The sequence below is a fragment of the Hylemonella gracilis str. Niagara R genome, from assembly GCF_000600295.1.
Classification (GTDB): domain Bacteria; phylum Pseudomonadota; class Gammaproteobacteria; order Burkholderiales; family Burkholderiaceae_C; genus Hylemonella; species Hylemonella gracilis_A.
This window is the reverse complement of the sequence record NZ_JEMG01000001.1, coordinates 759146-783803: the sequence shown is the minus strand read 5'-3', so window position 1 is coordinate 783803 and position 24658 is coordinate 759146. Positions and strand designations below refer to the sequence as shown.

Below are 24658 nucleotides of genomic sequence, written 5' to 3'. Positions count from 1 at the left end.
TGATCGCAATTCGGCTCACTCAGCCCTGCACAGACTCCGCGCGCAGGCGGATGACCTCGTCGCGCAGCGCATCCGCCCAAGCTCGGCGATCCCGCCCCTGCGCCGTCTGCGGTGGACCGAAGGTCACACGCACCACCAGCCCCTTGGAGCGGGCCGTGCGCCAGGCGGTGTCCAGCAGGGAGTCGTCACCGATGTAGCACGGCGCGAGGCTGCGCTGGCCCCGGCTGTCCAGAAAGTCCAGGGCGACGGGCTGCACGGGCGCCTCGGCGCTGATGGCAGCCTGCAGCAGGTTGGCGTGGAAGGGGAGCAAGTCCTGTCCATCGCTGGTGGTGCCTTCGGGAAAGACCGCAAGCACCTCACCCGCGCGCAGGCGCTCGGCGATGTGCTGAACGACTCGCATCGCGTCACGCCGCGACTCGCGCTGGATGTACAGCGTGCCCGCGCCCGTCACCAGTCGCCCCACCAGCGGCCAACGCTGGATGTCGGCCTTGGCGACGAAGCGGCAGTAGCGCGCCGCGTGCAGGCTCATGATGTCCAGCCAGGAGATGTGGTTGGACGCCAGCAGCAAGGGCCCGGGTCGCACCACGTCGCCGCGCACCTCCACACGCAGACCCAGGTGGCGCAACAGCGCGCGTGCCCAGATCTGCACACGCAGGGCACGGGCCTCCTCGTTCAGACGCGGAAAGATCAGGCCGATGATGAGCAGGCCATGGAAGAGGTGCAGGAAGGCACGGGCCAGGCGCCAGCTGGCGCGCAGCCGTGAGACCTGACTAGGCTGGCGCCGGCCCACGCCAGATGGGCTTCGGCCACGCAGATCCGATTGAACTTGCTTCGTCATGCGCCTGGTCTGCGGACCGCTCAATCGCCTTGGTAGGCGACCTGCCCGCCCACGACGGTGCAGCGCACGCGCCCAGGCAACTCATAACCAGCAAACGGTGTGTGCTTGCCTTGGCTGCGCAGGGCCTCGGGCGTCACGGTCCAGGCAGCACGCGGGTCGAACAGGCAGAGGTCGGCCACGCCGCCCACGCTGAGCTTGCCGATGCTGGCCTGCAGCGTGCCCAGGGCCGCGCCCAGCACGCGCGCGGGTTCGCAACTCAGCACGGCCAGGGCGCGGCTCAGGCCATCGGCGCCCTGCGTCTCGCCCCATTTCAAGGCGAGGCTCAGCAGCAGTTCCACGCCGGTCGCGCCAGGCTCGGCGGACGCGAAGGGCAGCATCTTGGCGTCCTCGTCCACGGGGGTGTGGTCCGAGACCAGGGCGTCAATGGTGCCGTCGGCCAGCGCGGCGCGCAGGGCTTCGCGGTCGGTGCTTTGGCGCAGCGGCGGCGTCAGGCGCGCACGGCTGTCGAAATACCCGATGTCGGTATCGCACAGGTGCAGGCTGTTGACGCTCACGTCGCAAGTGATGGGCAGGCCTTCGGCCTTGGCTTGGCGCACCAGGGCCACGCCCGCCGCGCTGGAAATGCGGCACAGGTGCACGCGGCAACCGGTGTTGCGCACCAGCTCGAAGATCGTGTGCAGGGCGATGGTCTCGGCCGCCACGGGCACGCCGGACAGGCCCAGTCGCGTGGCCAGCGCGCCGCTGGCGGCCACGCCCTGCCCCAGGTGGTAATCGTTCGGTCGCAACCAGACCGTGTAGCCAAAGGTGGCGGCGTACAGCAGAGCCCGCTGCAGCACCTGGGTGTTGAGCAGGGGCACGTCGGCCTGGCCGAACGCCACGCAGCCGGCTTCGGTCAGCTCGGCCATCTCTGTCAGACTTTCGCCCTGCAGGCCGCGCGTGAGCGCGCCGATGGGGAAGACACGCGCTTGGTGCAGCTTTTCGGCGCGGAACTTCAGCATTTCCACCAGACCGGGTTCGTCCAACACCGGGTCGGTATCGGGCGGGCACGCCAAGCTGGTCACGCCACCCGCGACGGCGGCGGCCATTTCGCTTTCCAACATGCCTTCGTGCTCATGACCCGGCTCGCGCAGACGCACGGCCAGGTCCACCAAGCCTGGGGCGACCACCCAGCCGCGCGCGTCCACCACCCGATCGGGCGTGAAATCGGCTGGGGCCCGCCCGATGCCCACGATGCGTCCCGCCGCGATCACCACGTCGGCGACCCGGTCCGTCTTGCTGGCGGGGTCGATGACACGACCGCCTTGAATCAACAGTTTCATGCGATGCCCTTGTTCCGACCTTCAGTTCGCCACATTGCCCGCGACGATGCTCATCACCGCCATGCGCACCGCGATGCCGAAGGTCACCTGCGGCAGGATGACGCTCTGCTTGCCGTCCACCACCGCGGAGGCGATCTCCACGCCGCGGTTGATGGGGCCGGGGTGCATGACAATGGCGTCGGGCTTGGCGAGTAACAGCTTCTCAGGCGTGAGGCCGAAGCTCTTGAAGAATTCCTGACTGCTGGGCAGCAAGGCACCGCTCATGCGCTCGTTTTGCAGGCGCAGCATGATGACGACATCCGCGTCCTTGATGCCTTCCTCCAGCGTGTGGCAGACGCGCACACCCATGGGCGCCATGTTGGCGGGCACCAGGGTCTTGGGACCGACCACGCGCACTTCGGCGCAACCCAGCGTGGTCAGCGCGTGGATGTCGGAGCGCGCGACGCGCGAATGCAGCACGTCGCCGACGACGGCGACCGTGAGGTTGCTGAAGTCCTTCTTGTAGTGCCGGATGGTGTACATGTCGAGCAGGCCCTGCGTGGGGTGGGCATGCCGACCGTCGCCCGCGTTCACCACATGCACATGCGGCGCGACATGCTGGGCGATCAGGTAGGGCGCGCCCGACTCGCTGTGCCGCACGACAAACAGGTCGGCCGCCATGGCGCTCAGGTTGGCGATGGTGTCGAGCAGGCTCTCGCCCTTGCTGGCCGAGGAGCGCGCGATGTCGAGGTTGATGACGTCGGCCGACAGGCGCGTGGCCGCGATCTCGAAGGTGGTGCGCGTGCGCGTGCTGTTCTCGAAGAAGAGGTTGAACACGCTCTTGCCACGCAGCAGCGGCACCTTCTTCACTTCGCGGTCACTGACGCTGACGAAGTTCGCGGCGGTGTCCAGGATGTGCGTGAGGATGTCACGCGGCAGCCCTTCGGTGGAGAGCAGATGAATCAGCTCGCCGTTTTTGTTGAGTTGGGGGTTGCGGTGTTTCATGGTTGTTCTTTTGCGGCCCGGACAGATGCGCGGCGGCAGCGCTCAGGCGCTTTCCACGCGGAAGCTGAAACGGCCATCTTCGCCGCGCGCCAGTTGCAGCAGGCGATCGTCCGGCAGGCTGACGCGCGCGGCGGCGTAGTCGGCAGCCACGGGCAGTTCGCGCCCGCCGCGGTCCACCAGCACGGCCAGTTGCACGCTGGCTGGGCGGCCGTAGTCGAACAGCTCGTTGAGCACGGCGCGGATGGTGCGCCCGGTGTAGAGCACGTCGTCCAGCAGGATGATGCGCGCCTCGTTCACCTCGAAGGGCAGCACGGTCTGTGCTGAACTGCTCAGGCCCCGGCGCGCGAAGTCGTCGCGGTGCATGGCCGAGGAAATCACACCGTGCTTGCCTTCAAGCTGCAGGTCAACCTGCAGGCGCTCGGCCAGCCAGGCCCCACCGGAAGTGACGCCAACGAGCCGGGTCTGCGGTGTGACCAGGCTGCGCACGCCTTTGAGCAGTTCGCGGTACAGGGCCTCCGCATCCAGAAACAAGACTCCCGTACCGCCCGACTCCACAGCTCTCATTCCAGATTCCTCAAAAACTGTTCCAGGATGACGCAGGCCGCGCCCGCGTCGGCATCGAAACGCTTGTTGCCACCGCCCTCGGCGATGGCTTCCGTCGTGCTGTAGCGCTCGTCCACCTCATGCACCGGCAGGCCGAAACGGCCGCGCAGCTGCCGCGCGAACTTGCGGGCACGCTCGGTATTGTCGTGCGCGGCGCCGTCGGGGTGGAAGGGCACGCCCACCACCAAGGCGTCGGGCTGCCATTCGCGGATGCGCGCCGCGATCTGCGTGAAACGCGCGTCCCCCTCGGCACGGATGGTGGCCTGGGGTTGCGCCTGCTTCAGCAGACGGTTGCCCACGGCCACGCCCGTGCGCTTGAGGCCGAAGTCCAGGGCCAGGAAAGTCTGCTGCGCGGAGGGGATCAAGGTCGTGGCATTCATGTCACCCCCACAGGCGCGCCAGAAGCCCAAATGGGGAACGCCGTAGAGCCGGCTTTGCCGGGCTACTGGCGTTGCCCCCTGCAAGGGGGGGGGCGAAGCGACACGAAGTGTGTGCAGCCTGGGGGTGTGCCATTTCACGCGTGTCCAGCATCCGGGGAAAGCATCCAGGCTTCCAGGCCCAGCAGGGCCAGGGCCTTTTCGTAGCGCTGCTCGACCGGCGTGTCGAAGATCAGGGCCAGCATGCGCGCGGAGTCCACCTGCACGGTGAGCCAGCTGTTCTCACCGATTTCGGATTCCAGCTGACCCTGGGCCCAAGCCGAGTAGCCAAGCGAGATCAGCACGCGCTGCGGACCTGCGCCGTGGGACAGGGCTTCGAGCACGTCGCGCGAGGTGGTCATCTCCAGCGCGGCGCCGGGTATCACCAGGGTGGACGCATACACCGCGTCGGACGGCCCGTCATCGCGATCGCCCTGCGCCTCGTGCTGGGCGTCGTCGCCCTCTCCGCTGCCTTCACGGTCGCCGTCGGCCAACTCGTTCGCACGTGGCACTGCGGCCCAAGCTGCTGGGGCCACGACACCCGCACTCAAGGCATCGTGCAGCACAAAACCGCGTTCGGTCTGCACCGGCCCCCCCTGGAACACGGGCGCGTCCCGCAGATCGGCACGACCCAGGGGCAGTTCGACCTTGTCGAACAGGTTCTTCAGCGAGATGTCTGTGGGCTTGTTGATCATCAGTCCCAGCGCGCCGCGTTCGCTGTGCTCGCAGAGATAGACCACGCTCTTGGCGAAGAAGGCGTCGCCCAGGCCGGGCATGGCGATCAGGAAATGATTCGTCAGGTTGATGCTGTCTACCGGAGGGCGATCGTGGGCCATGCGCGGATTTTAGTGGGCCGGCTTACGGGCATCGGCAAGGCAGCCCCCTCTTGGCCACCGCCAGCCGGCTGTGGGCCCGACCTTTACTCGTCGTCCAACTCGCGCAGATCTTCTTCCAGTTCGCCCAGCGCCTCCTGCAGGTGGCGCTGCACGGTGGCGATCTCCTTGAGCGCCTCGGGCGGCAGGCCCGCCGACTTCAAGTACGTGCGCAGGCGCTCCAACATCAGGTCCAGCTCGTGCAGACCGCCATGCACCTCGTCCACCCGCGCTTCCAGGCGCTGGCGCAGCGGCAAGGCAGTGGGGGTGGCCGGTGCATCCATGACGGGGGGAGCATCAGGGAGTGGGGTGTAACCCCATTCATGGTGCAGACCGGCTTGCGTCGGGGCGGGCGTGAACAGATCGGGCTCGTCCGTCGCCACGACCTGCAGGTCGGACACGCCTGCGGGCTGCCCATGGGCCGACGCTGCAGCGGGCGCCAGCAGTTGGGGCGCCTCGATGCCGGCGGCGGCGGCCAACTCGTCCAGCAGGCCCGGCTCGGGCATCTTGAGTTCGCCGGCCGCCAACTGGTGCAGCAGGTAACGGATGTCCTCGGCGGCCAACAGGAAGATGCGCGCCGCCTCCGCGGCAGGCACCTGCAGTTCGCGCTCACCGCGCAGCTGGGTCATGGCCTGTTCCAGGGTGCGCGCGAGCGTGGCAATGGCGTCCAGCCCCAGCGCCGAGGCATTGCCCGCAAGGGCATGTGCCAGCGCCAGCAGATTGACCGGCAGGGCTCGGTGCACCTGGTGGCCCAGATCCAGCGACCATTCGTTCAGGCCGGCGCTGAGCAGGCGCGACCATTCATCCGCTTCGTTGAGGAATGCCTTGTAGTCGGCCAGGGGCAGACGCAAAGGGCCGATCTGCTTGAACAGCGACTCCCCATCGACGAAACGGTGCTGCCTGAACGCCGGCGGTTCACCGAGACTGGCCGCGTCTTGCGCGGCCACAGCCGCGACGGCGTCGTCGGCGGTGGCGCCCACCGGCGTCACGTCGGGGTCAGATACAGCCGACGCCATGGGGGGGTCGGCCTGCGCCAGTTCAGACGGCACCGCAGTCCCGCTGGATTCGAGTGCCGCCAGGTCCAGCGCGGGTTCGTCCAACACCGGTTCCGAGCCGGTGGCGGACTCGGATTGCACAAGCGATGGCGAGGCCATGGCCGCCGCCGCTTGCCTCAGGCTATCGACCAAGGCGGGCGGCTCCCGGCCAGCAGCCAGGTCCTCCACCCACAGACCGATCTGGTGCAGGGCTTCCAGCACCAGATGCAACACTTCGGGCCGCGCACCGGTGCCGCCCCCGGAGAGGAAAGGCGACAAGACCGCAACGGCCTGGACCAGTTCCTGCGCCTCGGCGACACCGGCTTCCTGCGCATCGGTCGCGGCCTGGGCCAGTGGCTCGAAGGCCTGGACCAGGGGACCATCTTCGGACTCGGCGGACGTCTGGGCCACGGGCTCCGGGTCGAACATGCCGGCCAGTTGGGCGGCCACGGCGTCCAGCCCGGCGTGCACGGCCTCCCGCGCGGCGGCCAGAAAGGTGTCCAGCCCGCTGCCACCCGCCAAGGCCTGGGTCAGCACCGGCAGGGCCTCGGGGGACACCATCGGGTTTGACGCCTGGGCGTCGGCCTCGCTCGGGGTCTGCGGCAAACCCTCGGTCCAGGTCTCGGTCAGCAGCGGCTCAGCGGGGACCGCATCGGATGCCGACACGCGTACCGGCTCCGCAGACCACTGCGGCTCACGCAGGCTGTTGGCATGGGTGTCTGGCAAGTGGTCCGGCGCATGGTCCGACAGGTCCGACACCGTTTCATGAGGAGCGTCCAGCGCGGCATCCGATTCGGCCAACGATGTGCGGTCCGATGCCGTGTCCGGCAGCGACTCCAGCACGGGGTCCGACTTGTTGCCACGGCCCGTATCCCATGGTGAGTCCGCCTGGAACGCGGGATCCCGCTCACCCAGCGTCGTATCGGTCGCCATTGATAGCACGGCTTCGGGCTGTTGCGAGGCCTGATCATCATGGGTGCCCGGGCTGGGGCTGTCGGACGGGTCGGAAGTCTCGGACAGGTCGGACGAATCAGACAATGAGGACACATTGTCCCGAGCCGCGGCAGGCCGGGCCGGTGGGGTAACCGCATCGCCGTCCCCCTCAGCCTCGGGGCTGAAGGCCGGGGCGGTGTCTGGCGATGCCTCGGCGTCGGCCGGCAGCTCGGGGGATGAGGGCACAGACGCCGACGCAAACTCGTGTGGGGGCGTGGGCTGAAAGGGGTGACCCTCATGCTCCAGCTCGAACAGGGGTTGGAACACGGAGGCGGTGAGCGCAGGCAGGCCCAGCAATTCGGCCATCCAGGGCTGGAAGGGTTCGGCGGGTTGGTCCAGGCCGCTTTCCGCCGCGTCCACCGCGCGGTCGATGCGCAGCGCCAACAGATCGCCGCGCTCCTGCTTGAGCATGTCCTCCTCGGGGTCGAGGTCCTCGTAGGCCGCGTCCAGGAAGCACAGGGCCAGGTCGATCTCGGTGGCCAGGCGCGCACCCGAAAGCGAGGGCCGCCAGGATGCGGCGCGCGCGATGTAGTCGGCAGCCTGCAACAGGGCACGCACCAGTTCGCGCCGCTCCGGTTGCAAGGTCAGCAGGGACACGCCCAACTGGCTGAAGAGCGCGGTCAGCGCCTCGAAACGCTGGCTGTCCGGGATGCTGTTGGGGTAGAGCAGGTCCGGCTCGGTGTTGAAGCCGGCCCAGCCCTCGAGCGCGGCGCGGATGCGCTGGCGCGCCTGCGCCAACGCGGTCGGGTCAAAACGGCCGTAGCGCTGGGCTTCGTAGTTGACGGGTTGGGCATCGCTCAGACCGTAGATGCGCCGCACCGTGGCCAGCACGGGTGCGGCCTGCACCGCCGTCATCAGATGGGCCGGGGCGGCCTGGGCACAGAAAAACAGCAGATCCTGCGCCAGGCCATCGGCCACGGCCACCGCAGCCCCGGACTGGTCGCGCGAGAAAGCGCTGTACTGCAGCAGCACCCGGCTGGCCGTGCGCTTGACGTAGACATCGGCCGCGATCAGCTCCAGCGCCAGTGCCTCGAAGTAAGCGGAGGCGAGTTGCCAGAAGGCACGCCGTGGCAACTGGGTCTCGCCCGCCGCCAGGCCCAGGGCGATGTCGCGCAGCGGCAGGGCCGCCGCGCCGCCACCGGCCTTGACCATCTGCAGCAAGGCCACGTCCATGCGTGAGCGCAGGGCCGGGGCATAGGCCAGCGGCTCGGCCTTGAGGGTGGCACGCGCGGCGTGATCGACCCGCGTGCCGTCGATCCAGGTCCAGACCTGTCCGACCGGCCCACGCGCCGATGCAGCAGCCCCCTCGAGCGGGAAGTCGACCGCAGGCGCGGGGCGCACGGCTGCGGGCGGCGGTGTCCAGAGTTCGGCTGGGTGCACACGCTCCTCGCCCAGCAGCATGAGCAATTCGCGGTATTGGGGAAAGAGCGCCACGGCCGAGACCTGCTTGCCGCGCGCAAGCGCGGCCAGGTGCTCGATCAGCGCGTCGCTGGCGCGCTCTACCGCAGCGGCCGAAGCCTCGCTGAGGGCTTGCGGATGCGCGGCATAACTCTGCACCAGCGAGGCCATGGCATAGAGCAATTTGGCGGAGCCGCTGAAGGGCTCCAGCGCGGTGGCGCAGCGCAGCAGGCGATCGCGCACCTCCGGCAGGGACGTCGCCTCGGGGGCGTGGCCCGTGCCCGCCGCGCCGCCGGTCGCGCGCTCATGCAGCAGCCGGCGCAGCGCGCGTCCGGCCGCGTCCAGCGTGACGCGCAGTTCTTCCTGCAGGACGGCGCTGGGAATCGACGGCATGGCGGATGGGCGTCCTTTCTGACTCGGGCGGGGCGGGCGGCATCAAGTGAATTCCGTGCTTCGGATTGTCGCCGCTGCGCCGCCCACGGCACCGATCAGATTTGCACCATCTCGAAATCTTCCTTGCGCGCACCGCACTCCGGGCAGGTCCAGTTCATGGGAACGTCGGCCCAGGCGGTGCCCGGGGCAATGCCGTGCTCGGGATCACCCTGGGCTTCGTCGTACATCCAGCCGCAGATCAGGCACATCCAGGTTTTGTTGTTATCACTCACAGCTTGCAACTTTCTCTCTATAGAATTGAAACGGAACGCGCGAGAGCCGCTGACCTGTCCAGGCCTACCCGCCAAGGTAAGCGCGACAGCCGCAACCTTCACGCACTATTCTGCCTGATGAACTTCACAGGTCAGCCATGCAAATCCCCGACACAGACACCCGCGCACAAGACCAGGACCTGGGCGAACACCAGCCACCGTGCGTGCTGGTGTTCAACGCCAATGACCCCAGCGGAGCTGGCGGCCTCTCGGCCGACATCACCGCGATGGCTTCGGTGGGCGCGCATGCCCTGCCCGTGCTGACGGGCGCCTACGCGCGCGACACGGCCACGACCTTCGACCACTATCCGCTGGACGAAGAAGCCGTGGCCGAACAGGCGCGCGCGCTGCTGGAGGACGTGCAGGTGCAGACAATCAAGGTCGGTTTCGCGGGCACGCCCGAGAACCTGAGCACCATCGCCGAAATCGCAAGCGATTACGCCGAGACGCCCCTGATCGCCTACATGCCCAATCTATCGTGGTGGAACGAGGTACAGATTGATCTGTATCAAGACGCCTTCGCCGAGTTGCTCCTGCCGCAGACCACCATCCTCGTCGGCAACCACAGCACGTTGTCGCGCTGGCTCTTGCCGGACTGGGAAAGCGACAAGCCGCCCAGCGCGCGCGACATCGCCCGCGCCGCGGGCGAACATGGGTCGGCCTATGTGCTGGTGACGGGCATTCCGGTGATCGACCCGTCCAACCCGAGTGAACAGCAGATCGACAATGTGCTCGCTTCGCCTGAAAGCGTGCTGGGCAGCCTGAAGTTCGAGCGCTTCGAAGCCTCCTTCACGGGCGCGGGCGACACGCTGAGCGCGGCGCTGACCGCGCTGCTGGCCTCGGGCAACGACCTGGACGAAGCCTTCACCGAGGCCCTGGCCTATCTGGACCAGGCCCTGGACGCGGGCTTTCGGCCCGGCATGGGCCTGGTCATCCCCGAACGCATGTTCTGGGCTCAGGGCGATGTCGATGTCAGCGAGATCGGCGCAGACGACGAAGCACGCCCCGACGACCCTCTGGACCTGCCGCCGCACAGCACCCGGCATTGAAGAACGGCCGCCGGGCTTGGCCATCCACCGCATCCCCGCACGCCCCGACGTCATCGCATCCGCTCATCCGTTTTCGTACAGCCCCTGTTCCTACACGCCACCATGTCCAGCACGACTCACCCCGCCAGCCTCAACACCACCCTGTTCGAACGCGCCAAGCGCGTCATCCCTGGCGGGGTCAACTCACCCGTGCGGGCCTTCCGTGCCGTGGGCGGAACGCCGCGCTTCATCGCGCGCGCCCAGGGCGCCTACATGTGGGACGCCGAGGGTCAGCGCTACATCGACTACATCGGATCCTGGGGCCCCATGATCCTGGGCCACGGTCACCCAACCGTGCTGGAGGCCGTGCAGAAGGCCGCGACCGAGGGCTTCTCCTTCGGCGCGCCGACCGAGCGTGAAATCGAACTGGCCGAGGAAATCCTCAAGCACGTGCCCTCGATGGAAATGCTGCGCCTGGTCAGCAGCGGCACCGAAGCCGGCATGAGCGCCATCCGCCTCGCGCGCGGCGCGACGAACCGCCCCAAGATCATCAAGTTCGAAGGTTGCTACCACGGCCATGCCGATTCACTGCTGGTCAAGGCCGGCTCCGGCCTCGCCACCTTCGGCCACCCCACCAGCGCGGGCGTGCCGCCGGAAGTGGTGCAGCACACCCTGGTGCTCGAATACAACAACGTCCAGCAGATCGAGGAAGCCTTCGCCCTGCACGGCAAGGACGTGGCCTGCATCATCATCGAGCCCATCGCGGGCAATATGAACTTCGTGCGCGCTTCCCTGCCCTTCATGCGGCGCTGCCGCGAACTCTGCACGCAACATGGTGCGCTGCTCATCCTCGACGAAGTGATGACGGGTTTCCGCGTCGCACTCGGCAGCGCACAAAGCATCTATGCAAAAGCCATCCCCGGCTTCCAGCCCGACATCACCGTGCTCGGCAAGGTGATCGGCGGCGGCATGCCACTGGCGGCCTTCGGCGGCCCGCGCGCCATCATGGAACAGATGGCCCCGCTGGGCCCCGTCTACCAGGCCGGCACGCTCAGCGGCAACCCCATCGCGACGGCCTGCGGCCTGGCCACGCTCAAGGAAATTTCCAAGCCCGGTTTCTACGAAGCGCTCGCGAAGAAAACGCGCGGTCTGGTCGATGGCCTGCAAGCAGCCGCGAATCAGGCGGGCGTGCCCTTCGTGAGCGACTGCGAAGGCGGCATGTTTGGCTTCTTCCTGCTGCCGCAGTTGCCGCAGAACTACACGCAGGTCATGAAGACCGAGGGCGCGAAGTTCAATGCGCTGTTCCACGGTCTGCTGGATCGCGGCGTCTACATCGCGCCCGCGCTGTACGAGGCGGGGTTTGTGAGCGCGGCGCACAGCGAGGCGGACATCGCGGCCACCGTCACGGCGGCGACCGAGGTGTTCAAGTCCATGCGCTGAAGCCTGCATCTTCGACCACAAAAAAAGCGACCTCAAGGTCGCTTTTTTTGTTTCGACCGGCGGTGCGGTTCAGTGCCTGAAATGCCGCACCCCCGAGAACACCATCGCAATCCCCCGCTCGTTCGCCGCGTCGATGACTTCCTGGTCGCGCATACTGCCACCCGGCTGGATGACGCAAGTGGCGCCCGCGTCGGCCACCACGTCCAGACCGTCGCGGAAGGGGAAGAAGGCGTCGCTGGCGACCGCCGTGCCTTTGAGGCTCAGGCCCGCATGCTCGGCCTTGATGCTGGCGATGCGCGCGGAATCGAGGCGGCTCATCTGGCCGGCGCCCACGCCCATGGTCATGCCGCCGCTGCAGAAGACGATGGCGTTGCTCTTGACGAACTTGGCGACCTTCCAGGCGAAGAGCAGGTCTGCGATCTGCTGCGGGGTCGGCGCGAGTTTCGTTACGACCTTGAGGTCGTCGCGCTTGAGTTCATGGTTGTCCGCGGTCTGGATCAGCAAGCCCGAACCGACGCGCTTGACGTCGTGGCTGTTCAGGCCGCGCTCCCAGGCGTTCTTGCCGTCGCGCTTGACGCCATCGAGTGCAATTTCAAGCACGCGCACATTGACCTTGCTCTTGAAGATCTCCAGCGCCTCGGGCGTGTAGGCCGGGGCCATCAGCACCTCGACGAAGTGCTTGTTGGCCACGGTGATCTCTTGCGCCACTGCGGCGTCCACCGTGCGGTTGAAGGCGAGGATGCCGCCGAAGGCGCTGGTCGGGTCGGTCTTGAAGGCCTTGCCATAGGCTTCCAAGGCATCTTTGCCCACGGCAACGCCGCAGGGGTTGGCATGCTTGACGATCACGCAGGCCGGCGCGTCAAAGGTCTTGACGCATTCCCAGGCCGCGTCGGCGTCGGCGATGTTGTTGTAGCTCAGTTCCTTGCCCTGCAGTTGCTTGGCCGTGACCAGGGACCCCGGCGCGGGGCGGAGGTCGCGGTAGAAAGCGGCGGTCTGGTGCGGGTTCTCGCCATAGCGCAGGTCTTGCAGCTTGACGAAGTTGCTGTTGGCCTGGCCCGCGTACTCGGCGGGCGTGGTGGGTTGACCGCCCTCGCCGAGGGTGACGGACGACAGGTAGTTGCTGATGGCCGCGTCGTAGTTCGCGATGCGGTTGAAGGCGGCCACGCTCAGGGCGAACTTCGTCTTGGGGGTGATAGCGCCACTCTTGAGTTCAGCCAACACGCCCGTGTACTGCGAGGCATCCGTCAGCACGGCCACGTCTTTCCAGTTCTTGGCCGCGCTGCGCACCATGGCCGGGCCGCCGATGTCGATGTTCTCGATGGCGTCTTCCAGCGTGCAGCCGGGCTTGGCGACCGTGGCCTCAAACGGGTAGAGGTTGACAGCGAGGATATCGATGCGCGTGATGCCGTGCTGCTGCATGGCGGCCACGTGCTCGGGCAGATCGGCACGCGCCAGCAGGCCCCCATGAATCTTGGGGTGCAGGGTCTTGACCCGGCCGTCCAGCATTTCGGGAAAGCCGGTGTGCTCGGCCACCTCGGTCACGGGCAGGCCGGCGTCGGCGAGCAGCTTGGCGGTACCGCCGGTGGACAGGAGCTTGACGCCGAGCTGGTTGAGTTCCTTGGCGAACTCGAGGATGCCGGTCTTGTCGGAAACGGAGAGCAGTGCTTGCATGGTGTCTTATCTATCGGTTCGGAAAATCATTTGAGCAATTTGTGCTCGACCAGCTTCTTGCGCAAGGTGTTGCGGTTCAGGCCCAGCCACTCGGCGGCGCGGGATTGGTTGTGCTCGGCATGTGTCATCACCACTTCCAGCAGCGGTTTCTCGACCACACGCACCAGCATGTCGTACATGCGGTCCGGCTCGGCGCCGCGCAGGTCCTTGAAATAAGCTTCCATGCTGTTGCGCACGCATTCTTCGATCTGCTTCTTGCTCATTTTTTCTGGCTCATTGTTCTTGGCTCATCCGTTCTGGCTCGCAGCGTCCTGCTGGCTCGCCACACCCACGCAGGCCCACGCTCCAGCGCGTGATCACACAGGCGTTTCTGCTTCTTCCACCGGTCCGGGCAACACGGCGCCCACCGCCGGCAAGCGGTCCATCACGGCACCCAGCTCGTCAAAATAATCCGACACGGCCTGCCACTGGGCGCGGCTGTCCTCCAGGCCATTCATGCGGGCGCGGAAGGCCTCGCCACCGGGCAGGCCGCGCACGTACCAGCCGATGTGCTTGCGCGCGCTCCGGACGCCGGTGTTCGCCCCCGGATGTCCGCCGGTGCTTGCGCTCGGCTGCGCTGCCGCGCCCGCAGTCCAGCCCGCATCGCCATACAACACGTAATGTTCCAGCAGGTGGTCGAGCAGCAGGCGCTTGACTTCGGCCACCAACGGCGGGGCCAGATGCTCGCCGGTGGCGAGGTAATGCGCCACTTCACGGAAGATCCAGGGCCGGCCCTGGGCGGCGCGGCCGATCATCACGGCGTCGGCCCCGGTATGAGCCAGCACCGCGCGCGCCTTCTCGGGCGAGGTGATGTCGCCATTGGCCACCACGGGCACCCGCACGGCGGCCTTGACCGCGGCAATCGTGTCGTACTCGGCCTGACCGCCGTAACCCTGTTCGCGCGTGCGACCATGCACCGTCAGCATGCGGATGCCCACGCCTTCAAAGGCTCGGGCCAGGGTGACGGCGTTCTTGTTCGCCTGGCACCACCCCGTGCGCATCTTGAGCGTGACGGGAACACCATGCGGCTCACAGGCGGCGACCACGGCCTCTGCGATTTCGAGCGCCAGGGCCTCGTCCTGCATCAGTGCCGAGCCGGCCCACTTGTTGCAGACCTTCTTGGCCGGACAGCCCATGTTGATGTCTATGATCTGGGCGCCGCGTTCGATGTTGTAGATCGCGGCCTCGGCCATCATGGTGGCGTCGGTGCCCGCGATCTGCACCGCGATCGGACCCGGCTCGCCACTGTGGTCGGCGCGGCGGCTGGTCTTGAGGCTGTTCCACAGTTCCTTGCGCGACGTCACCATCTCGCTGACCGCGTAACCCGCGCCCAGCGCCTTGCACAGCTTGCGGAAAGGCCGGTCCGTCACCCCGGCCATGGGCGCGGCGAACACATTGTTCGGCAACAGGTGCGCGCCAATGCGCACACCGGAAACAGGACCGGAGTTCATGCGGGAACAGGAAAAAAAAGGAGCCGGGGGCGAAGACGGAGCGGCGGATTCTATCTGCTCAAATTTTCAGCAGTTGGAATCGGGCGCGCAAGCCGCTTTGCCACCTCCACGTTCCACGCTTTCCCTTACTCGCGCATGCGTGCTTTCTATACTGCGCCACCATGATGGAGCAATTCAATGTGGCGCTGCAGCAATTGCTCGCCTGGCTGGCCCTGCCGGAATTCGGCCTGAGCACGCTGTTCGTGATCGCCTTCATTTCCGCGACCTTGCTGCCCATGGGCTCGGAGCCCGCGCTGGTGGGACTGCTGCATTTGAATCCCGAATTGTTCTGGCCCGCCGTCTTCGTGGCCACGGCAGGCAACACCCTGGGCGGCGCGCTGAATTGGTGGCTGGGTTACGGTGCGCACCGGGCCGTGGACAAGCTGCGGCATGACCGGGCGGGGTTGCAGGCCCATGCCAAGGCGCAGTCGCGCGCGCACCTGCGCGCGCTGGCTTGGCTGGAACACCTGGGCCCGAAAGCCTGCCTGCTGTCCTGGCTGCCCATCGTCGGCGACCCGCTGTGCGCGGTGGCGGGCTGGCTGAAGCTGCCCTTCTGGCCCTGCGTGGCCTACATGGCCGTCGGCAAGTTCCTGCGTTACGTCACCATGACGGCGGCCCTGCTGTGGCTGATCCCCGAGGCGCTCAAGCTCCTGTGAGCGCCCCCTGGTTGTCAGCGGCTGATCAAGCCTGCAGCCGACGCCGCGCCACGCGCCAAAGCGGCGGCGCGAACAGCAGCACGAGGGCGATGGCCATCAGCGTGCCCGACAGCGGGCGCGTGAAGAAGGTGAACCAGTCCCCCTGGCTGATGATGAGCGCCTGCCGCATGGACTGCTCGGCCATGGGCGCGAGGATGAGCCCGACGATCAGCGGCGCGGCGGGAAAGTCAAATCGGCGCATCACGAAACCGAGGATGCCGAAGGCGAACAGCAGGCCCACGTTGAACACCGAGTTGCTCGCGCCGTACACACCGGCGATGGACACGATGACGATGCCCGCGTACAGCCAGGGTGGCGGAATCTTGAGCAGCTTGACCCACAGGCCCACCAGCGGCAGGTTGAGCACCAGCAGGATGACGTTGCCGATATAGAGACTGGCGATCAGCGTCCAGACCAGGGCGCCCTGCTGCGTGAAGAGTTGCGGGCCGGGCTGGATGCCGTAGCCCTCGAAAGCCGAGAGCATGATGGCCGCCGTGGCCGAGGTCGGGATGCCCAGCGTGAGCAGCGGCATGAGCACACCCGCCGCCGCCGCGTTGTTGGCGGCCTCGGGTCCGGCCACGCCTTCAATGGCACCTTTTCCGAATTCCTCGGGGTGCTTGCTGAGCTTGCGCTCGGTGTAGTACGAGAGCATGGTGGGCAGCTCGGCGCCGCCGGCCGGCATGGCCCCAATGGGAAAGCCGTAGAGCGCGCCCCGCAGCCAGGCCTTCCAGGAACGCCCCCAATCCTGGCGGCTCAGGCGCAGGCTGCCCGTGAGCTTCATGACCTCGGCATTGCGCGATTCACGCCCCTGCCAGGCCAGGTACAGCGCCTCGCCCACGGCGAACAGACCCACGACGACCACCGTCACCTCCAGCCCGTCCAGCAGTTCGGCACGGCCAAAGGTGAAACGTGGCTGGCCGGTCTGCAGGTCGATGCCCACCAAGCCCGCGAGCAAACCGAGGAAGAGGCTGATCAGCCCGCGCAACACGGAGTTGCCCAGCACCGCCGACACCGCGACCAGCGACAGCACCATCAGGCTGAAGTATTCCGCCGGGCCAAAGGCCAGCGCGGCCTGCACCACCCAGGGCGCGAAGAAGGTCAGCGCCAGCGTGCCGATGGTGCCCGCGACGAAACTGCCGATGGCCGCCGTCGCCAGCGCCTGGCCCGCGCGCCCGCGCCGCGCCATCTTGTTGCCTTCCAGCGCGGTCACCACCGAGCCGGATTCCCCCGGGGTGTTGAGCAGGATGGAGGTGGTGGAGCCGCCGTAGGCCGCGCCGTAGTAGATGCCCGCAAACATCACGAACATGCTGGTGGCTGGCACCTGGTAAGTCAACGGCAGCAGCAGCGCGATGGTCAGCGCCGGACTGATGCCGGGCAAAACGCCCACCAGCGTGCCCAGAAAACAGCCGGCGAAACCCCAGAGCAGGGTCGTGGGTTGCAGCGCGCTGGCAAACCCGGCCAGCAGAGCCTCGAATCCTTGCATGCTTGCTCCGAAAAATCAGGCCGCGACAGCGTCGGTGGCCAAGTCCGTCCAGGGCCAGCTCAGCGCCGGGCCCAGGCCCACGCCCAGCAGGTAGGCCAGCACGAACCAGAAGAAGGCCGCGATGCCCAGGCAGATCAGGCCCGAGCGCCAGGCGGAACGCCCGATCACCGGCGCATCAAATGCCCGGGCCACGCCCATGCCGCACAAGGCAGCGGGAATGATGAAGCCCAACGGCTGCACCAGGGCCATGAAGAGCACACCGCCGCCCAGCAAAAACAACAAACGCCGATCACCGCCCGGCAGGGGCTCATGGTCCTCGATCTGGGCATCGTCCACCTGGCGGCCGCGCCAGGCGCTCCAGCCATAGGCCAGGGCCAGCACGACCAGCATGGCCACCACCACCCCGGGCACCAGCACGGGGCCGACGGCCATCTGGATCATGGACTCGGGGATCACCGTGACCTGCCAGGCAGCCACCACGGCCAAGGCCACCAGCAACAGGGCCAGGCGCCCGGGCGTGAAGCGCGCGCGGCGCCTGGCCGCACCCGCTGCCAGGGACTTGGACGTGGAAGCCGTTGTGGAGGTGGATGCGGACATCAGGCCAGCCCCAGGTCCTTCATGACGGCCTCGGTCGCGCGGATGTCGTCGGCCAGTTGCTTGTCGAAGGCCGGCGCGGTCAGGAACACGTCCGTCCACTTGCGGGTTTCCAGTTCCTTCTTCCAGGCCTCGGACGCATGCAGGCGGGTCATGAAACTCACCAGGGCGTCGCGCTGCGCGGTGCTGATGCCGGGCGGCGCGAACACGCCGCGCCAGTTGGCGGCCGTCACGGGCACGCCCAGCTCGCTCAAGGTGGGCACATTGACGCCGGGGATGCGTTTGTTGCCGGAGACAGCCAGCGCGACCAAGCGCCCGGCGTTGATGTGCTCCTCGAACTCGGAGTAGCCCGAAATGCCCGCCGACACCTGGCCCCCCAGCAGCGCAGCATTGGCCTGCCCGCCGCCCGAGAAAGCCACGTAGGCCGCCTCGCGCGGGTTGCGGCCCAGGGCCTGGATGATCAGGCCCAGCAGCACATGGTCGGTGCCGCCTGCGCTGCCACCCGCCACCGGCACGGCGCGGGGGTTGGCCTTGAGCGCGGCTTCCAGATCTTTCCAGGTCTTGATCGGGCCACCGGCGGGCACGGCGACCACACCAGCCTCTTCGGTCAGGCGCGCGATCGGCGTGACGTTCTTCATGGTCACCGGGCTCTTGTTGGCGATGGCCGCGCCCACCATGACGGAGCCCCCCACCATCAGGTTGTCACCCTTGCCCTTGCGCTGGTTCACGTAACGCGGCAGACCCACCATGCCGCCCGCGCCGGCCACGTTCTCGAAGGGCATATTGCCCACCAGGCCCGCGGCCTTGGCGGCGCGCTCGATGGCGCGCGCCGTGCCGTCCCAGCCGCCGCCGGGCGCGGCGGGCACGAACATATTGAGGGTGTCGAACAGGGGCTGGCCCTGAGCCCAGACGGGCAGGGCCAGACCGGCACCGGCGGCCAGACCCAGGCCGAGGAATTCACGTCGCTTCGTTTGCATCGTCGTCTCCTGTGTAAGAATCAAAAACCCTTTGCAGGCCCAGCCCGCAGTGCCGGGATTCTGGACCTGTGCCCCGGCCCAGGCTTTCAAACACCTGTCAGAACCCCCCGGTGCATACCCTGACATCCCGCCTCCTGCTCGTCGAAGACACCCCTGATTTGGCGCTGTGGCTGGGCACGGCCCTGCGCCAAGCCGGCGCGGAAGTGACCTTTGCGCGCGACGGCGACGAAGCCCTGACCCTGCTGCGCGGCGGCGAGACCTTCGACGCCGTGCTGCTGGACCTCAACCTGCCTGGCCGCGACGGCCTGTCCGTGTTGCAGGAACTGCGCGAAAGCGGCAACACGGTGCCGGTGATGATCCTGACCGCGCGCGCCAGCGTGCCCGACCGGGTGCTGGGCCTCAACCTGGGCGCGGACGACTACCTGCCCAAGCCCTTCGACCTGAGCGAATTGGAGGCGCGGCTGCAGGCCCTGCTGCGCCGGCCCGGACGCATGAAGTCCTTGCGCCTGCGCCTGGGGCCGCTGGAGATGGAACGCGAATCGGGCCAGACCACCCTGCACCAGCAGGTGCTGGCGCTGACCCCGCGCGAGACCGCCGCCCTGCGCGTGCTGCTGGAACACCCCGGCCGCAGCGTCAGCAAGGAGGCGCTGCACAGCGCGGTCTTCGCCGACGAAACGACCGAACTTGAAGCCGTGGAAGTGCTGATCCACCGCCTGCGCAAAAAACTCGACACCGCGCCCCGTGCACCGGAGCAGGCGGCGGCGCCCACGGTCAGCACCATCCGCGGCCTGGGCTATCTGCTCACGCACAAAGACACCGTGCGTCCCGCATGAACGCCACCGCCTCGTTGCGTGCCCGCCTGCTGGGCTGGATCTTGCTGCCGCTGGTGGGCTTGAGTGCACTCAACGCCTGGATCAGTTACGGCAATGCCGTTGACGCCAGCAACGAGGCCTATGACCGGGCGCTCTACCTCGCCAGCCGCGCCCTGGCGGAAGAACTGTCCTGGCGCCAAGGCGGCCTGCAACTGCAGGCGCAGCGGGCGGCCGGCTATCTGCTCGAGAACCACACCGGCTCGCGCCTGTACTACCGCATCGCCGATGCCCAGGGCCAGGGGTTGGCCGGCCAGGAAGACCTGCCCGGCCCCGCTCCCTCGCTGGCGGCGCAGGTGCATTACCACGCCCTGGTGCAGTTCGAGGACGCGCAGTTTCGCGCGCAGCCCGTGCGCCTGGCCCACCTGACCCATGTGCTGGAAGACGAGCACGGGCAGGCCCGCATCCTCAAGATCAGCGTGGCCGAGACGCTGGAGACGCGCCAACAGATGGTGCGGCACATCCTGCGCGACACTCTGGGCCAGCAGGCCCTGCTGCTGCTGGCCGCAGCGCTGCTGGTGGTCGTGGGCGTGCAGCGCGGCATCCGCCCGCTGGAGAACTTTCGCCAGCGCCTGGCACAGCGCGCGGACGACGACCTCACCCCGATCGAGCCACCCGGCCTGCCGCGCGAACTGCACCCGCTGGTGCACACGCTCAACGGCTACCTGACCCGCCTGGGCCGACTGATCGACATCCGCAAACGGTTCCTGGACAACGCCGCGCACCAATTGCGCACGCCGCTGACCGTGCTCAAGACCCAGTTGGCGCTGACCGAGCGTGAACAGACCACGGACCGCGCCGCGCTGCTGAGCGCCGCGCGCAAGACCACGGACGATGCCGTGCGGCTGACCGAACAGCTGCTGGCGATGACACGCGCCGAACACGCGCCCGAGATGCAATCGCACCAGCCGGTGGACCTGGTGGCGCTGGCGCGGCAGGTCACGCAAGAATTCCTGCCACGCGCCCTGCAACGCGGTGACGACCTCGGTTTCGAGGCGCTGGTGGTGGGCTGCGTGGTGCAGGGCTCAGCCGCGCTGCTGCACGAGGCCCTGGGCAATCTGCTGGACAACGCCCTGCACCATGCCCCGCCGGGCACGCGCGTCACGGTGCGCGTGGGGCCGCGCTGGGTCGAGGTGGAAGACGGCGGCACCGGCATCGCCGCCGAACACCAGGCCCATGTGTTCGAGCGTTTTTACCGCGCCGCGCCGGCGACGGTCAGCGGCAGCGGCCTGGGCCTGGCCATCACGCGCGAAATCGCGAAGCAGCATGGCGCCCAGCTCAGCCTGCAAAGTCCGCTGCCCAGCGGGCCGGGCACGGTGTTTCGCATCGCTTTCCCGCCCGATCCAGCAAGCGGCGCGGCCTGACTTCCCACGCGCGTCCAGCAGGGTCACGCATCCAGCGGCATACTCCATGCCCTTCACATGACCAGCACCATGTCCCCCGCTTCCAATCCGGCCCTGCGCGCCCTGCTGTTCGGCAACTTCGTGATCGGTGCGGGCGTGATGGTGCTGCCCGGCACGCTCAACGACATCAGCGCGTCGCTGGACGTGTCCATTCCAGCCACCGGCCTGCTGATCACCGTGGGCGGCGTGCTGATCGGCCTGGGCGCGCCCTTGGCCGCGGGCCTGGTGGCGGGCTGGGACCGAAGGCGCCTGCTCGCCCTCTCCCTGCTTTGGTACGCGGTCTTCATGGCGGCCAGCGCCTGCGCGCCCAGCTACGGCTGGCTGTTGGTGCTGCGCGCCCTGGCCATGGTGCCGCCCGCGATCTTCACACCGCAGGCGGCCGCCAGCGTGGGCCTGCTGGTGCCGCTGGCGCAGCGCGGGCGCGCCATCACCACCATCTTTTTGGGCTGGTCGCTGGCCTCGGTGCTGGGCATGCCGCTGTCGGCCTGGATCGCCGGAGCCTTCGGCTGGCGCTGGGCCTTCGGGCTGGTAGCGCTGCTGGCGTTTGTCGGCGCGGTCTGGGTCTGGCGCGTACTGCCCGATGGCGTGCGCCCGCCCCCGATCTCGCGCCAGGGCTGGACTCAAACCCTGCGTTCGCCCGCACTGATGGGGGTGGTGGCCGTGACGCTGTTTTATTCCTTCGGCCAGATGGTGCTGTTTGCCTACTTCGCGCCCTACCACGAGCAAGTGATGGGCATGGGCGCGACGGCGCTGGCGCTGATCCTGCTGTGGTTCGGCGTGTTCGGGCTGGCGGGCAATCTGCTGCTGTCACGCCACATTGACCGCCTGGGCCCGGCGCGCGCCGTGGCCATCACCCTGACCGGCATCGCCCTGAGCCTGGCCCTATGGCCATTGAGCCACGCCTTCGGCGCCTCCTCGTTCTGGTTGCATGCGCTACTGGCCCTGCCCTGGGCACTCTGCGGCTTCGCCTGCAATTCAGCGCAACAGGCGCGCCTGGTGCAACTGGCCCCGGCCCTGGCCTCGGCAACGATCGCGCTCAATTCCTCGGCCATCTACGCCGGCCAGGCCCTGGGCGCGGCACTGGGCGCCAGCCTGATTGACCAGGGCCTGCTGGCGAACCTGCATGTCTACGGGCTGGGCTTGGTCCTGATCGGACTGGGCATCAGCCTGTGGGCCAGCCGGCACGCGCGCACCGCGCCAGGTGACGCGCGCTGACACAGGTTGGCGGCCGCCCGCCAAATCACGCAGGCACTGCCGCAAGGGCTCAACGCCCCCAGTCCGTGCCCGCCACCAGCGTGGCCACCATGCGCGTGAGGCCCTGGGCGTCGATCTCGTCAAAGCGGGCCAGTTCCGGGCTGTCCAGGTCGAGCACACCGAGGAATTGATCCCCAGCCCGCAGCGGCAGCACCAGCTCGGAACGCGAAGCGCTGTCGCAGGCGATGTGGCCGGGAAAGGCCTCCACGTCCGGCACGATCTGGACCTGCCCGCTCGCTGCACAGGTGCCGCAGACGCCGCGGCCGAAGGGAATGCGCACGCAGGCCACCTTGCCCTGGAAGGGACCGAGCACCAAGGTCTCGCCCTGGGCCAGGTAAAAGCCCGCCCAGTTCAAGGCCGGCAGGGCCTGGTAAAGCAGGGCGGAAAACTGCGCCAGGTTGGCGATGCGGTCACGCTCGCCTTCCAGCAGGCTCTGAAGTTGGGCATTCAGGGTGTCGTAGGCCGCGCGCTTGGCGGCCGGGGTGGACATGTCGAGGGCGTCGGGGACGGTGAAGCTCATGAGATCTCGGGTTCGGTGTGCGTTTGCGGGATGCCTGTGCGTGTGAAGACACGCGGCAAGGGCAGCACTGAGTGTGGCAGAGAACAGCGCGTATTTTCTTGACGGCCCCCAAGTGTTTTGCTGCCACTTGGGGGTGCTGGCTGACAGCACGGCGGTGGACCGGATGCTTGAGCGGTTGGCGCTGCAAACGAAGCAAGCGCTCAGCGCACCTGCGGGCGACCTCGCGCTGAACGATCAGCAATGGATTTGCCTTCTGGCGCATGGGCGGAAAGTGCCACCGATGTGCCCACGTACAGGTCGCTCAGCGCCGCGTCGGCCAGGAATTCGCCCACTTGCTGGCGCGACACCTTCATGCTCTGGTAGTCACCGTTGGAGGAAGCGTATGCGGGCTCCAACACCGCGTCGTCGGTGAGGTTCACGGGTTGTACCAGCACCCAGTCCAGCCCGCTGTCGCGCACGGCGTCCTCCTGCCGCCCGGTGTCACGGATCTGAGGGCGCAGCATCAAGGCAAACACAAGCTTGACCATGAACGGCAGCCGGCCTGCTGTCGCACCCACGCCGTAGCTGGTCTGCACCACCAGCCGGCGCACGCCGTGGCGGTGCATGGCCTCGATCACATGGCGTGTGCCCCGGGAGCGCACGTCCATCGCGGTGCGGGCGCTGCCGAGCAGGCGCACACGCAGCGGGTTTTCGCGTATGCCCAGCGCCACCACCACGGCGTCGTGGCCCGCCATGGCGCGGTCGATGTCTTCAAAACGCGTGGCGTCGCCGGCCACTTTGCGCAACGGGCCATGGAGAGGCGGCAGTGATTCAGGGTGGCGGGCGAAGGCGGTGACCTGCGCCCCCCTGGCGAGCAGACTGCGGGTGACAGCGAGGCCGGAGCCGCCGGTGGCGCCGATGACGAGGACTTTCATGGGAATCTCCAAAAGAATCAAATAAGGCACCCAGTTTGCTGGCGTAAGGGTTTCAAAACAACGTTCAGAACAGCGAATTTCATGATCATTCGTCCATAACACTTGGACAAATGGTAGGTTTGCGGCACAGTCGCCGCATGACACCCGACACCCTCGACCGCTTCTGCGACCCCCTGGGCGAGGCCTTGCACCAACTGCGCATGAGCGGCGTGTTCTATTGCCAGTCGGCGCTCACGGCGCCCTGGGGGGCGCACCTGCCAGCCATGCCGGGCTGCCTGCTGATCCACCTGGTGACGCGGGGTCGCTGCTGGCTGAGCACAGACAGCGGCGAGGCAGGCGGGCGCTGGCTGCAGGCCGGTGATTTCGCGCTGGTGCCACATGGCCTGGGCCACAGCATTCAAAGCGAGCCGCAGACGGCCACGCCCGATCTGTTTGAGCTGCCCAGGGAGCTGGTGAGCGAGCGCTTCGAGATTCTTCGCAGCGGCGGCTCAGGGGAACCGACCCAGATGGTGTGCGCTGCGGTGCAGCTGGATCACCCTGTCGCGCCTCAGCTGCTTTCCGCCTTACCGCCGGTGATCTGCATTGAGGCCGCCGGGCTCACGCCTGACGACTGGTTGCCTTCGCTGCTGCGCCTGATGGCGGATGAAGCGCGGCAGATGCGGGCCGGTGGTGAAGCGGTGATCACGCGGCTGGCCGACATACTGGTGATTCAGGCGATCCGGCATTGGGTGCAGCACGACGCCACCGCGCAGTCCGGGTGGTTGGGGGCCTTGAAGGACAAGCGGATAGGCCGGGCCATGGCGATGATCCACAGGGACCCTTCCAGGGACTGGAGCGTGGCCTCGCTGGCGCAGGCATCGAGCATGTCGCGCTCGGCGTTTGCCCAGCGTTTCACGGCACTTGTGGGCGTGCCCGCCATGGAGTACATCACCAGTTGGCGCATGAACCTGGCACAGGCGTGGCTGTCTCAGGGCTTGAGCATGGCCGAGGTGGCGGCGCGTACCGGCTACCAGTCGGACGTGGCGTTCGCGCGGGCGTTCAAGCGCGTGCAGGGCGCCACGCCGGGCAGCTTGAGGCTGCACGCTCGGCACGCAGAAGCAGGCAACAGTGCTTGATCAGG

Annotated in this window: 23 protein-coding genes; 7 read left to right on the top strand and 16 right to left on the bottom strand. The window is 67.7% G+C overall.

The window, feature by feature from the left end; all coding sequences use genetic code 11:
- Positions 1 to 19: 19 nt before the first annotated feature.
- The 8 genes from AZ34_RS03565 to AZ34_RS03530 form a co-directional block, all read right to left on the bottom strand.
- Positions 20 to 838 (bottom strand): lysophospholipid acyltransferase family protein, encoded by an 819-nt coding sequence (locus AZ34_RS03565; protein ID WP_231495451.1) that lies wholly within the window; start codon positions 836 to 838, stop codon positions 20 to 22.
- 20 nt (positions 839 to 858) lie between these two features.
- Entirely contained in the window at positions 859 to 2157 is a 1299-nt protein-coding gene (locus AZ34_RS03560; RefSeq protein ID WP_035604866.1) for a dihydroorotase, read from the bottom strand.
- Between the two features lie 21 nt (positions 2158 to 2178).
- Entirely contained in the window at positions 2179 to 3141 is a 963-nt protein-coding gene (locus AZ34_RS03555) for an aspartate carbamoyltransferase catalytic subunit (protein WP_035604863.1), read from the bottom strand.
- A gap of 42 nt (positions 3142 to 3183) precedes the next feature.
- Positions 3184 to 3705, bottom strand: coding sequence for a bifunctional pyr operon transcriptional regulator/uracil phosphoribosyltransferase PyrR (gene pyrR, locus AZ34_RS03550; RefSeq protein ID WP_035604862.1), 522 nt, complete (start codon positions 3703 to 3705; stop codon positions 3184 to 3186).
- Entirely contained in the window at positions 3702 to 4124 is a 423-nt protein-coding gene (gene ruvX / locus AZ34_RS03545) for a Holliday junction resolvase RuvX (protein WP_035604858.1), read from the bottom strand. Before ruvX ends, pyrR begins: the two co-directional genes overlap by 4 nt.
- Positions 4125 to 4258: 134 nt before the next feature.
- Positions 4259 to 4996, bottom strand: coding sequence for a YqgE/AlgH family protein (locus AZ34_RS03540; protein WP_035604856.1), 738 nt, complete (start codon positions 4994 to 4996; stop codon positions 4259 to 4261).
- A gap of 83 nt (positions 4997 to 5079) precedes the next feature.
- The gene (locus tag AZ34_RS03535; protein WP_035604853.1) at positions 5080 to 8850 is read right to left on the bottom strand and encodes an Hpt domain-containing protein; all 3771 of its coding nucleotides are present in this window, start codon (positions 8848 to 8850) and stop codon (positions 5080 to 5082) included.
- Positions 8851 to 8945: 95 nt separating this feature from the next.
- Positions 8946 to 9098 carry a rubredoxin gene (locus AZ34_RS03530; RefSeq protein WP_006298126.1) on the bottom strand — a complete coding sequence of 51 codons (153 nt, stop codon included), beginning with the start codon at positions 9096 to 9098 and terminating at the stop codon, positions 8946 to 8948.
- 161 nt (positions 9099 to 9259) lie between these two features.
- Between AZ34_RS03530 and thiD the strand changes: the two genes are divergently transcribed.
- The gene (gene thiD / locus AZ34_RS03525; protein ID WP_035604851.1) at positions 9260 to 10210 is read left to right on the top strand and encodes a bifunctional hydroxymethylpyrimidine kinase/phosphomethylpyrimidine kinase; all 951 of its coding nucleotides are present in this window, start codon (positions 9260 to 9262) and stop codon (positions 10208 to 10210) included.
- A 102-nt stretch (positions 10211 to 10312) separates the two neighbouring features.
- The gene (gene hemL, locus AZ34_RS03520; RefSeq protein WP_035604847.1) at positions 10313 to 11629 is read left to right on the top strand and encodes a glutamate-1-semialdehyde 2,1-aminomutase; all 1317 of its coding nucleotides are present in this window, start codon (positions 10313 to 10315) and stop codon (positions 11627 to 11629) included.
- 69 nt (positions 11630 to 11698) lie between these two features.
- Here hemL and purH read toward each other — a convergent pair whose 3' ends face one another.
- From purH to dusB, 3 genes are all read right to left on the bottom strand, one after another.
- Positions 11699 to 13300: a bifunctional phosphoribosylaminoimidazolecarboxamide formyltransferase/IMP cyclohydrolase gene (purH, locus tag AZ34_RS03515; protein WP_035604845.1), complete on the bottom strand. Its 1602-nt coding sequence runs from the start codon at positions 13298 to 13300 to the stop codon at positions 11699 to 11701.
- Positions 13301 to 13326: 26 nt separating this feature from the next.
- The gene (locus tag AZ34_RS03510) at positions 13327 to 13563 is read right to left on the bottom strand and encodes a helix-turn-helix domain-containing protein (RefSeq protein ID WP_035604841.1); all 237 of its coding nucleotides are present in this window, start codon (positions 13561 to 13563) and stop codon (positions 13327 to 13329) included.
- 93 nt (positions 13564 to 13656) lie between these two features.
- On the bottom strand, positions 13657 to 14790 hold the full coding sequence (gene dusB / locus AZ34_RS03505; protein WP_051509499.1) for a tRNA dihydrouridine synthase DusB: 1134 nt from the start codon (positions 14788 to 14790) through the stop codon (positions 13657 to 13659).
- Positions 14791 to 14951: 161 nt separating this feature from the next.
- Here dusB and AZ34_RS03500 point away from each other — a divergent pair, with 161 nt between their 5' ends.
- Positions 14952 to 15485: a YqaA family protein gene (locus AZ34_RS03500; RefSeq protein ID WP_051509498.1), complete on the top strand. Its 534-nt coding sequence runs from the start codon at positions 14952 to 14954 to the stop codon at positions 15483 to 15485.
- A gap of 25 nt (positions 15486 to 15510) precedes the next feature.
- Here AZ34_RS03500 and AZ34_RS03495 read toward each other — a convergent pair whose 3' ends face one another.
- Genes AZ34_RS03495 through AZ34_RS03485 form a run of 3 tightly spaced genes read right to left on the bottom strand, consistent with a single transcriptional unit; the run spans position 15511 to position 18578 of the window.
- The gene (locus AZ34_RS03495; protein ID WP_035604835.1) at positions 15511 to 17007 is read right to left on the bottom strand and encodes a tripartite tricarboxylate transporter permease; all 1497 of its coding nucleotides are present in this window, start codon (positions 17005 to 17007) and stop codon (positions 15511 to 15513) included.
- A gap of 15 nt (positions 17008 to 17022) precedes the next feature.
- A complete protein-coding gene (locus AZ34_RS03490) occupies positions 17023 to 17604 on the bottom strand; it encodes a tripartite tricarboxylate transporter TctB family protein (RefSeq protein ID WP_035604832.1) in 582 nt (193 codons plus the stop codon).
- Positions 17604 to 18578 carry a Bug family tripartite tricarboxylate transporter substrate binding protein gene (locus AZ34_RS03485; RefSeq protein WP_035604827.1) on the bottom strand — a complete coding sequence of 325 codons (975 nt, stop codon included), beginning with the start codon at positions 18576 to 18578 and terminating at the stop codon, positions 17604 to 17606. Before AZ34_RS03485 ends, AZ34_RS03490 begins: the two co-directional genes overlap by 1 nt.
- Before the next feature lie 110 nt (positions 18579 to 18688).
- Between AZ34_RS03485 and AZ34_RS03480 the strand changes: the two genes are divergently transcribed.
- From AZ34_RS03480 to AZ34_RS03470, 3 genes are all read left to right on the top strand, one after another.
- Positions 18689 to 19411, top strand: a complete 723-nt coding sequence (locus AZ34_RS03480) for a response regulator transcription factor (protein ID WP_035604824.1) — start codon at positions 18689 to 18691, stop codon at positions 19409 to 19411.
- The gene (locus AZ34_RS03475) at positions 19408 to 20811 is read left to right on the top strand and encodes a sensor histidine kinase (protein WP_035604821.1); all 1404 of its coding nucleotides are present in this window, start codon (positions 19408 to 19410) and stop codon (positions 20809 to 20811) included. The genes AZ34_RS03480 and AZ34_RS03475 overlap by 4 nt, the downstream gene beginning before the upstream one ends.
- A 69-nt stretch (positions 20812 to 20880) precedes the next feature.
- Entirely contained in the window at positions 20881 to 22065 is a 1185-nt protein-coding gene (locus tag AZ34_RS03470) for an MFS transporter (RefSeq protein WP_035610773.1), read from the top strand.
- 49 nt (positions 22066 to 22114) lie between these two features.
- On the opposite strand, the gene AZ34_RS03465 is transcribed toward AZ34_RS03470, so the two are convergent.
- Both AZ34_RS03465 and AZ34_RS03460 read right to left on the bottom strand, forming a co-directional pair.
- Positions 22115 to 22624 carry a GAF domain-containing protein gene (locus tag AZ34_RS03465; RefSeq protein ID WP_155831709.1) on the bottom strand — a complete coding sequence of 170 codons (510 nt, stop codon included), beginning with the start codon at positions 22622 to 22624 and terminating at the stop codon, positions 22115 to 22117.
- Between the two features lie 200 nt (positions 22625 to 22824).
- The gene (locus AZ34_RS03460) at positions 22825 to 23538 is read right to left on the bottom strand and encodes an NAD(P)-dependent oxidoreductase (protein ID WP_051509497.1); all 714 of its coding nucleotides are present in this window, start codon (positions 23536 to 23538) and stop codon (positions 22825 to 22827) included.
- Between the two features lie 137 nt (positions 23539 to 23675).
- Between AZ34_RS03460 and AZ34_RS03455 the strand changes: the two genes are divergently transcribed.
- Complete coding sequence (locus AZ34_RS03455; protein WP_035604818.1) at positions 23676 to 24653, top strand: AraC family transcriptional regulator; 978 nt, start codon at positions 23676 to 23678, stop codon at positions 24651 to 24653.
- The last annotated feature ends 5 nt before the right edge of the window (positions 24654 to 24658 follow it).